Origin of the sequence: Micromonospora echinaurantiaca (assembly GCF_900090235.1) — a bacterium.
Taxonomy (GTDB): domain Bacteria; phylum Actinomycetota; class Actinomycetes; order Mycobacteriales; family Micromonosporaceae; genus Micromonospora; species Micromonospora echinaurantiaca.
Genome location: NZ_LT607750.1, coordinates 7,195,696 through 7,203,133, shown reverse-complemented (window position 1 = coordinate 7,203,133; position 7,438 = coordinate 7,195,696). Strand labels below are relative to the sequence as shown.

The window sequence follows — 7,438 nt, the reverse complement described above, 5'->3', positions numbered from 1 at the left end:
CACCGCCCGCGCGATGTAGCGGCGGGGCGCCCCGGGCGCCGAAGTCCGGCCCGTTCATGCCGTGCATGTCCATGCCGAACTTGGTGGCCACCACCACGTCGTCCCGGCGGCCCTTGAGCGCCTGGCCCAGCAGTTCCTCCGAGCCGCCCTGCGGCTCGCCGTAGATGTCGGCGGTGTCGAAGAAGTTGATCCCGGCGTCCAGCGCGGCGTCGACCACCGCCCGGGTGCCGTCGAGGTCGAGCTTCCGGCCGAAGTTGTTGCAGCCGATGCCGACCACGGACACCACGAGCCCGGAGTCGCCCAGCCGGCGGTAGGTCATCTCAGTCACGAGATCAACCCTATGCCGGCCGGGCGTTCCGCCACCCGGCGGACGGCTCAGCCGACGTCCCAGACCGGTTCGGGCGTCTCCACCACCTCGCCGTCGCCCGGAAGAGCACGAACCGGTCGAACGAGCGGGTGAACCACCGGTCGTGGGTCACCGCGACCACCGTGCCCTCGAACGCGGCCAGCCCGGCTTCGAGGGCTCCGCGCTGGCCAGATCCAGGTTGTCGGTGGGCTCGTCGAGCAGCAGCAGGGTCGCCCCGGAGAGCTCCAGCAGCAGCACCAGGAAGCGCGCCTGCTGGCCGCCGGAGAGGGTGCCGAACCGCTGGTCGCCCTGCCCGGCCAGCTCGTAGCGGGACAGCGCCGCCATCGCCGCGTGCCGGTCCATCCCGGCCCGGTGGTCGTCGCCCCGCCAGAGAATCTCCACGAGGGTCTTCGCCATCAGCTCCGGCCGGTCGTGGGTCTGCGAGAAGTGGCCGGGCCGCACCCGGGCGCCGAGGCGGGCCACCCCGTCGTGCGCCACCGGGGCGAGCGCCGCAGCGCCGTCGACCGGGCCGTTGGCCGGGTCCGGGTCGGTGCCGCCGCGGGCCAGCAGCCGCAGGAAGTGCGACTTGCCGGTGCCGTTGGCGCCGAGCACCGCCACCCGGTCGCCGTACCAGATCTCCAGGTCGAACGGGTAGGTCAGGCCGTCCAGCTCCAGCTTGTCGCAGATCACCGAGCGCTTGCCGGTCCGCCCGCCGGTCAGCCGCATCCGGATGTCCTGGTCCTTCGGCGGTACGGGCGGCGGCCCGGCCTCCTCGAACTTGCGCAGCCGGGTCTGCGCGGCCTGGTAGCGCGAGGCCATCCCGTCGTTGTACGCGGCCTTCTGCTTGTACATCAGCACCAGGTCCTTGAGCTTCTGGTGCTCCTCGTCCCAGCGCCGGCGCAGCTCGTCGAGCCGGGCGTGCCGCGCCACTCGAGCCTCGTGCCAGCTGGCGAAGCCGCCCGGGTGCACCCAGGCGCTGCCGCCCTCCACCGCGACCACCCGGTCGGCGGTGTGCGCCAGCAGTTCCCGGTCGTGCGAGACGTAGAGCACCGACTTGCCGGACTCGCGCAGCCGCCCCTCCAGCCAGCGTTTGCCGGGCACGTCGAGGAAGTTGTCCGGCTCGTCCAGCAGCAGCACCTCGTCCGGGCCGCGCAGCAGCAGTTCCAGCGCGAAGCGCTTCTGCTGGCCGCCGGAGAGGGTGCGCACCGGACGCTCCCGGGCGGCGTCCCAGGGCAGGTCGAGCACGATGGTGGCGACGGTGTCGAAGAGCACCTCGGCGTCGTACCCGCCGGCCTCGCCCCAGGCGGCGAGCGCGTCCGCATACGCCAGCTGGGCCTTGCCGGCGGCGGTGCTGTACTTGCCGCGCACCTCGGCCGCCCGCATGGCCGCCTCGGTCGCGGCGAGCCGGTGCCCGGCGTCGCGCAACGCCGGCGGGGCGAGCGAGAGCGCCAGGTCAGCCAGCGTCGACTCGTCGCCGATCATCCCGATGAACTGGCGCATCACGCCCAGCCCCCCGGTACGCGCGATCGCGCCGGTCTTCACCGGCAGGTCACCGGCGACCATCCGCAGCAGGGTGGTCTTGCCGGCGCCGTTCGGCCCGACCAGCGCGACCTTGGCGCCCTCGCCGACCCGGAACGACACGTCGGCGAAGAGTTCCCGGCCGTCGGGGAGGGTGTGCCCGACCGCTGCCACGTCCACGTATCCCACGCCGGCATCCTGCCCGAGCACCCGCCGGGCGGCCCAACCAATTACCGGGTGACGCGCAGCACCCGGTAGCCCTTCTGGCTGGCCCGCCGCTCGACCTGCCAGCCCTGCTCGACCAGCCAGCGGTGCAGCGAGTCGCCGCCCAGGTGCCGGGCGACCACCAGCCAGGCGACCCCATCCGGGGCGAGCCGGGGCAGCCAGCGCAGCAGCAGCCGGTGCAGCTCGTCCTTGCCGATCCGGATCGGCGGGTTGGACCAGAGCTGGGCGAAGGTCACCGAGTCGGGTACGTCGTCCGGAGCGGTGACGCGTACCCGGTCGGCGGCGCCGGTGCGCGCCGCGTTGGCGGCGGTGAGCGCCCGGGCCCGCTCGTTGACGTCGACCGCCCAGACCGTCGCCGCCGGCGCCGTGTCGGCCAGCACGCAGGTGATCGGCCCGAAGCCACAGCCGAGGTCGAGCAGGTCACCGGTGGTGCCGGGGGCCGGCAGGTCGGCCTTGCGCAGCAGCACGGCGGTGCCGGGGTCGAGCCGGTCGGCGGAGAAGACGCCGCCGGCGGAGGTCAGCGTGTAGTCGCGGCCGGCGACGGAGAACTCGACCTCGCGCGGCGCGGCTGCGGTCGCGGGTTCAGCGGTGAAGTAGTGGTCGCCGGTCACGCCGGCAATTCTCGCACCGCCGGTGGGCGGGGCCGGCCGGGGCCGTCCTGGCCGCGGGTGCAGCACGACACGAAACGCCGCGCACGACAATTTCCCATTATTACCCCCTAAAGGGACAATCACTCCTACTCTGGGCGACATGGTGTATCGGTACGAGTCCGATGAGGACGCATACGTGGAGTACCCGGGGTCCGGGTCCGACCGGTCGGTGCTCGGCGCCGGTCCGCCACCACCGGCCGGGCCCTCCCCGTCTCGCTTCCCGACCCCGTCGTTGCCCCGGGCCACCCGGGTGGCGCTGCCGCCCGCCGACGAACCGGCGCCGCCACGGGACCCGGCGCCGCCACGGGACCCGGTGCCGCCACGGGACCCGGTGCCGCCGCGGGACCTGGTGCCGCCGGGCGAACCGCCCCGCGCCGCGGCCTACGCCGCACCTCCGCCGGTGGAGTCCATCGCGGAGCCCTACTCCCCGCCGCCACCGGTGGAGCTGTCCCCCGCGACGACCTCCGCCGCCCCGCCGGCCGAGTCGCCCCGGGCCGAGCGGTACGCCCCACCGCCGACCGAGTCGCCGGGCGGCTACGCCACCGCCGGGCCGGCCGAGCCGCTGCCGCCCCGCCGCGGCGGCGGTCGCATGTGGCAGGTGCTCATCGGCGGCGCAGCCGTCCTCGTGCTGCTCGCCCTCTGCGGTCTCGGCGCCGCCGCCCTGCTGATGGACCGCACCGGCAACCCGACGACGTCCGAGCCCACCACCCAGCCGGGCGTCGCCCAGTCCGCCGCCCCCGAGGCCGACTACCTCGACTCCCGGGACACCGACCAGGCGCCGCTCACCGGCAAGGAGGTCTTCCCCGGCAAGCAGCTGACGGTCACCGACGGGCAGCCCGCCTACCAGGTGCTGAAGACCCAGTCCAGCGCCAGCTGCGCGGTGGCGGCCACCGACGAGGTCGCCGACCTGCTGGTCCGGCTCGGCTGCAGCCAGGTGGTACGGGCCACCCTGCGCACCCCGGACCGCGACCACCTGGTCACCGCCGGCCTGTTCAACCTGACCGACCGGGCCAGCGCCGAGCGGGCCCGGGACCGGATCCGGCAACTGCTCGACGAGCGGCAGGGCCGGTTCCGGGGCATGGCCGCCGACGCCGGTACGGAGGCGATGGCCACCGCCCCCGCCCGGGTGGGCTGGCAGGTACGCGGCCACTACCTCGCCTACGCGGTGGTCGCCCGGGCCGACGGCGAGACCATCAGGTCCGGTGACACCGCAGTCCGCGAGATCCTCTTCGACATGATCGAGCTGCACCTGAACCAGGGGGTGCTGGAACGGCGGGCCGACGGCGGCGTGGCCGGCCAGCCGACGGCGGGCCGGACCGACGACGGCACCGGCGCCGACAACGGCCGCCCGGAGGATGACGAAGGCTCGGGCAACTGACCGCTCCGACGAGCAACGGGTGCGCGGCCACACCGGCCGCGCACCCGTCGCCTGTGCGGGATGGTGCGGCGGCCAGCGGTCAGGATTCGGTCGGCACCCGGAGCCGGCGGGTGAGTTCGGCGCGGTGGGCGTACTCGGCCGGGTCGGCGGGGTAGCCGACCGCCACCAGGGTGAGCCCGTGCGCCGGCGCGACGGTCACCTCGCTGGACCGCGCCCGCCGGGTCAGCAGGCCCGCCGGCCAGTCCACCGGCCGGCGGCCGTCCCCGGCCACCAGCATCGCGCCGACCAGGCTGCGCACCATCGCCTGGCAGAACGCGTCCGCCTGCACGGTGGCGACCAGCACCCCGTCCGGGTCGCGCCGCCAGTCCAGCCGGGTCACCTCGCGCAGCGTGGTGGCGTTCTCCTTCCGCCGGCAGTACGCGGCGAAGTCGTGCTCGCCGACCAGTCCGGCCGCCGCGGCGTTCAGCGCGGCCAGGTCGAGCGGCTTCGGCCAGGCCAGGATCTCGTGCCGGCGCAGCGGCTCCGCGCCGTACGGGGCGTCGGTGACCCGGTACTCGTAGCGGCGGAAGGTGGCCGAGAACCGGGCGTCGAAGTCGGCCGGCACCTCGGTCATCGCCCGTACCCGCACGTCGGTGGGGAGCAGCCGGGCCAGCCGGCGCAGCAGCCTCCCCGCCCGCTCCCGCCAGACCGCGGTGGGCAGGTCGAGGTGGCAGACCTGGCCGGTGGCGTGCACCCCGGCGTCGGTCCGGCCGGCCACGGTCAGCCCGGTCGCGACGCCCGCGCCGAGCACCAGGTCGAGGGTCTGCACGAGCACCCCGGCCACCGTGCGCCGGGTCGGCTGGGCGGCCCAGCCGGAGAAGTCGGTGCCGTCGTACGCGACGTCCAACCGCAGCCGGGTCCGCTCGTCCACTCGTACCTCCGCCTCATGGGTCGGGCCCGGCACCCCGTGAGGGATGCCGGGCCCGATGGTGGCCTGGCTCAGGCCTTGTTCTCGTTGGCCTCGTCGTCGTCCTCGCGCGCCTGGGGGGTGTCGCCACTGGCCGAGACCGGAGGCTCGGCGTCCTGGTCACCCGAGTTCGACTTCGGGGTCTCCTCCGCCGGGGCGAGCGCCTCGACCTTGTCCTGCTGGGCCGCCTTGCGGGCGGCGGTCTTCTTGTTCGCCTTCGGCTCGGCGACCTGCAGCTCCTCGACCAGCTCGATGATCGCCATCGGCGCGGCGTCACCCTTGCGCGGACCGGTCTTCACGATCCGGGTGTAGCCACCGTTGCGGTTGGCGTACCGGGGCGCGATCTGGTCGAACAGGGCGTAGACCACGTCCTTGTCCTTGACGACACCCAGCACCCGCCGGCGGGACGCCAGGTCGCCGCGCTTGGCCTTGGTGATGAGCTGCTCGGCCAGCGGACGCAGCCGCCGGGCCTTCGTCTCGGTGGTCTGGATCTTGCCGTGCTGGAACAGCGCGGTGGCCAGGTTGGCCAGCATCAGCCGCTCGTGCGCGGGGCTGCCGCCGAGGCGGGGGCCCTTGGTGGGCGTGGGCATGCTTGGTGCTCCTCAGGTGTGGCGGCAGCGCGGACTAGAGCTGCTCGGTCTCGCGGTAGTCGTCGGTGTCGTAGTCGGCCTCGCCGAAGGCGTCCACGACGTGCGCCGGATCGAAGTTCGGAGCCGAGTCCTTCAGCCCCAGCCCCATCCCGGCGAGCTTCATCTTGACCTCGTCGATCGACTTCTGGCCGAAGTTGCGGATGTCGAGGAGGTCGGCCTCGGTACGCCCGATGAGCTCACCAACGGTGTTGATGCCCTCGCGCTTGAGGCAGTTGTAGGAGCGGACGGTCAGGTCCAGCTCCTCGATCGGCAGGGCCAGGTCCGCCGCCAGCTGGGCGTCCTGCGGGGACGGCCCGATGTCGATGCCCTCGGCGGTCTCGTCCAGCTCCCGGGCCAGCCCGAAGAGCTCCACCAGCGTCGAACCGGCGGAGGCCAGCGCGGTGCGCGGACCCATCGACGGCTTGGTCTCGACGTCGATGATCAGCCGGTCGAAGTCGGTCCGCTGCTCGACCCGGGTCGCCTCGACCCGGTAGGTGACCTTGAGCACCGGCGAGTAGATCGAGTCGACCGGGATCCGGCCGATCTCGGCGCCGGCCTGCTTGTTCTGCGCCGCCGTGACGTAGCCCCGGCCCCGCTCGACGGTCAGCTCCATGTCGAGCCGGCCCTTGCCGTTCAGGGTGGCGAGCTTCAGGTCCGGGTTGTGCACCGAGACGCCGGCCGGCGGCTGGATGTCACCAGCGGTCACGTCGCCCGGGCCCTGCTTGCGCAGGTACATGCTGACCGGCTCGTCGTGCTCGGAGCTGACGTTGAGCTCCTTGATGTTCATGACGAGCTCGACCACGTCCTCCTTGACCCCGGGGATCGTGGTGAACTCGTGCAGCACACCGTCGATCTTGATCGAGGTCACCGCCGCACCCGGGATCGACGACAGCAGCGTGCGCCGCAGCGAGTTGCCCAGGGTGTAGCCGAAGCCCGGCTCCAGCGGCTCGATGGTGAACCGGGACCGGGTCTCGTTGATCGACTCCTCGGAGAGAGTCGGTCGCTGGCTGATGAGCATGTCTTCTCTTCTCTTCCGGGGCGCCCGCCATATGACGCCCACGACACAAACCGTTCCGGCGGCCCGCCCCGGCTGGGGCGGGCCACCGCAACGAGCTCTTACTTGGAGTAGAGCTCGACGATCAGCTGCTCCTGGACCTGGGTGTCGATGACCTGCCGGGCCGGGAGCGAGTGCACGAGGATCTTCATCTGGCTGGGGATCGCCTCCAGCCAGGCCGGAACACTCCGCGAACCGGCCTCGGCCTGCGCGACCAGGAACGGGGTGAGCTCCTTGCTCTTGCCCCGCACCTCGATGATGTCGTGCTCCTTGACGCGGTACGACGGGATGTCGACCTTCTTGCCGTTCACCGTGAAGTGACCGTGCTTGACCAGCTGACGGGCCATGTCCCGGGACTTGGCGTAGCCGGCCCGGTAGACCACGTTGTCCAGCCGCGACTCGAGGATCTGCAGGAGGACCTCACCGGTCTTGGCCTGCTTGGCCACGGCCTCCTCGTAGTAACCGCGGAACTGCTTCTCCAGCACGCCGTAGACCCGGCGGGCCTTCTGCTTCTCGCGGAGCTGGAGCAGGTACTCCGTCTCCTTGGTGCGGCCGCGGCCGTGCTGCCCGGGCGGGAACGGCCGGGACTCGAACGGGCACTTCGGGCCATCGCACTTGCTGCCCTTGAGGAACAGCTTCATCTTCTCCCGCCGGCAACGGCGGCAGTCAGCACCGGTGTAACGAGCCATCTC

At 72.9% G+C, this 7,438-nt stretch carries 6 protein-coding genes and 2 pseudogenes; 1 reads left to right on the top strand and 7 read right to left on the bottom strand.

All coding sequences use genetic code 11. The annotated features are described in order from the left end of the window. From GA0070609_RS33005 to GA0070609_RS32995, 3 genes and pseudogenes are all read right to left on the bottom strand, one after another. A pseudogene (locus tag GA0070609_RS33005) lies at positions 1-319 on the bottom strand (aldo/keto reductase); the annotation flags it as partial. Between the two features lie 56 nt (positions 320-375). Further along, positions 376-2,053: pseudogene (locus tag GA0070609_RS33000) on the bottom strand (ABC-F family ATP-binding cassette domain-containing protein). A gap of 41 nt (positions 2,054-2,094) precedes the next feature. After that, entirely contained in the window at positions 2,095-2,700 is a 606-nt protein-coding gene (locus GA0070609_RS32995; RefSeq protein WP_088991896.1) for a class I SAM-dependent methyltransferase, read from the bottom strand. 139 nt (positions 2,701-2,839) lie between these two features. On the opposite strand from GA0070609_RS32995, the gene GA0070609_RS33990 reads away from it, so the two are divergent. Next, the gene (locus GA0070609_RS33990; protein WP_197700203.1) at positions 2,840-4,117 is read left to right on the top strand and encodes a hypothetical protein; all 1,278 of its coding nucleotides are present in this window, start codon (positions 2,840-2,842) and stop codon (positions 4,115-4,117) included. 79 nt (positions 4,118-4,196) lie between these two features. Here GA0070609_RS33990 and truA read toward each other — a convergent pair whose 3' ends face one another. The 4 genes from truA to rpsD all read right to left on the bottom strand — a co-directional run bounded on the left by truA (position 4,197) and on the right by rpsD (position 7,435). Then, positions 4,197-5,027: a tRNA pseudouridine(38-40) synthase TruA gene (truA, locus tag GA0070609_RS32985; protein WP_088991895.1), complete on the bottom strand. Its 831-nt coding sequence runs from the start codon at positions 5,025-5,027 to the stop codon at positions 4,197-4,199. A 68-nt stretch (positions 5,028-5,095) separates the two neighbouring features. Continuing rightward, positions 5,096-5,653, bottom strand: coding sequence for a 50S ribosomal protein L17 (gene rplQ, locus GA0070609_RS32980; RefSeq protein WP_088991894.1), 558 nt, complete (start codon positions 5,651-5,653; stop codon positions 5,096-5,098). A 34-nt stretch (positions 5,654-5,687) separates the two neighbouring features. After that, positions 5,688-6,710 carry a DNA-directed RNA polymerase subunit alpha gene (locus tag GA0070609_RS32975; RefSeq protein ID WP_088991893.1) on the bottom strand — a complete coding sequence of 341 codons (1,023 nt, stop codon included), beginning with the start codon at positions 6,708-6,710 and terminating at the stop codon, positions 5,688-5,690. A gap of 98 nt (positions 6,711-6,808) precedes the next feature. Next, positions 6,809-7,435, bottom strand: a complete 627-nt coding sequence (gene rpsD, locus GA0070609_RS32970) for a 30S ribosomal protein S4 (RefSeq protein ID WP_088991892.1) — start codon at positions 7,433-7,435, stop codon at positions 6,809-6,811. Positions 7,436-7,438: the final 3 nt, after the last annotated feature.